The 1424-nt window shown below is 42.1% G+C and carries 1 protein-coding gene and 1 pseudogene; both read right to left on the bottom strand.

Going from position 1 to position 1424, the window contains the following annotated elements; translation table 11 throughout:
- Positions 1 to 768: 768 nt before the first annotated feature.
- Positions 769 to 1053 carry a helix-hairpin-helix domain-containing protein gene (locus ABO04_RS10875; protein ID WP_160810688.1) on the bottom strand — a complete coding sequence of 95 codons (285 nt, stop codon included), beginning with the start codon at positions 1051 to 1053 and terminating at the stop codon, positions 769 to 771.
- Between the two features lie 136 nt (positions 1054 to 1189).
- Positions 1190 to 1394, bottom strand: a pseudogene (locus ABO04_RS12160) (integrase core domain-containing protein); the annotation flags it as partial.
- Positions 1395 to 1424 lie beyond the last annotated feature (30 nt).

The following is a 1424-nucleotide window of genomic DNA, read 5'->3' as shown; positions in this document are numbered from 1 at the left end:
AGGGCTGGTAACAGTTAAAGACAATCAAACAGAACATGTGTCGCGCTTCCCTTTTGCTGTGGGAACAGGAGGTAAATTCAAAATGAATATGTATTTCTGGCCATTGTTGATCATCATCGCAGGCGCTGGATATTTCTTCCTCTCAGCAAAAAAGAAAAAAAATACTTAGCAAAAGTAATTTAGTTCGATAAAGTTTGATATTTCCTAGGCATGTTTTCTATCTATTTGGAAATAAAGTTCTCCGCCATAAGCAACGAGGTATTTGCTTTTTAGTATGCTGGCCCTCAAGCAATTCTCCTTCGAGGGCTAGTAACTAAATCCACGCAGAGATAAAAGAAGACGAAAGCATACGGGGTTGCCCCGCCTTTCTGCAAGTACACTTGGGAGGTAAGTGAGCTTAAGGATCGGTACAGGGCCGAACTATCCGGCCATGGGCATTGATTGACTAGCGTCCAGAATGGATAAATAGATTGATTGATTGCAGTCTGTGGGGTTGACTTACAGTACGGTAGACTAGTTCGGTAATTTCAAGACCAGCTTGAGCGAGAGATACCATACGCTCAGCTTCCAAAAATATACGGCCAGATATCTGGCCGCATGCCCCCGCATGATTCAATCTGCGCACAGTAACCCTTGCTCGTGATTCGATTGATTGGGGAGTGATTGCTAATCAGGAAAACTATATTTTATTGGCTGAATAGATTTATCGGATAGCCAACAAGCGTGATATGAGCTACCCGATAAATTTTAATAAATACTGATTTTTAATTAATGAGTTTTAACTTCGCTTGAGGTTGTTTCCTCTTGAACACTTACCTGATCACCTAGCTGTTTGAGTGTACCGGCACCGATACCCTTTACATTGCTCAAATCTTCTACCGACTTGAACGTGCCATGCTTTTCCCGGTATTCGATTATTGCTTTTGCTTTGACTGGTCCCAAACCTTTTACCGATTCAAGATCGGTCTGACTTGCTGTATTGATATCTACTCCCGCTAGCACCGATAAATTTAACCCGAAAAACACTACAAAAATCAAAAAAACTTTTTTCATTTTTTAACCTTTGTTGAATATTAAAAAATATAATCTTTCGATTATTGAGCTTACATTTCTTGGACAGTTTGTAATTTTCTTGCTAAGAAATCGATATCGGCACTCTTCTTGTTAACTCTAGGTGACATTGTAGTGGTCAACTAATTCCGGACACGGTTTTAAGTTTTTCTTCTGCCACTGTCGGAGCGAACCTGCCATTAAAGGAGTGGGGCCGCTGCTGATTGTAATACCCCATCAGATAACTGCCGATATCCTTCCGGGCAGCCAGCGAGACTGTGGTAACCCATTGACGGTACCCACTCTGTTTTCAAGCTGCGAAACAGCCGCTCCATCGGCGCGTTGACGCTCCTATGTCAAGTGGATCGCATCGA

This window comes from Nitrosomonas sp. HPC101, from assembly GCF_009833125.1.
In the GTDB taxonomy this organism is placed as follows: domain Bacteria; phylum Pseudomonadota; class Gammaproteobacteria; order Burkholderiales; family Nitrosomonadaceae; genus Nitrosomonas.
The sequence above is the reverse complement of the archived record's forward strand: the minus strand, read 5'-3'. Positions and strand labels throughout refer to the sequence as shown.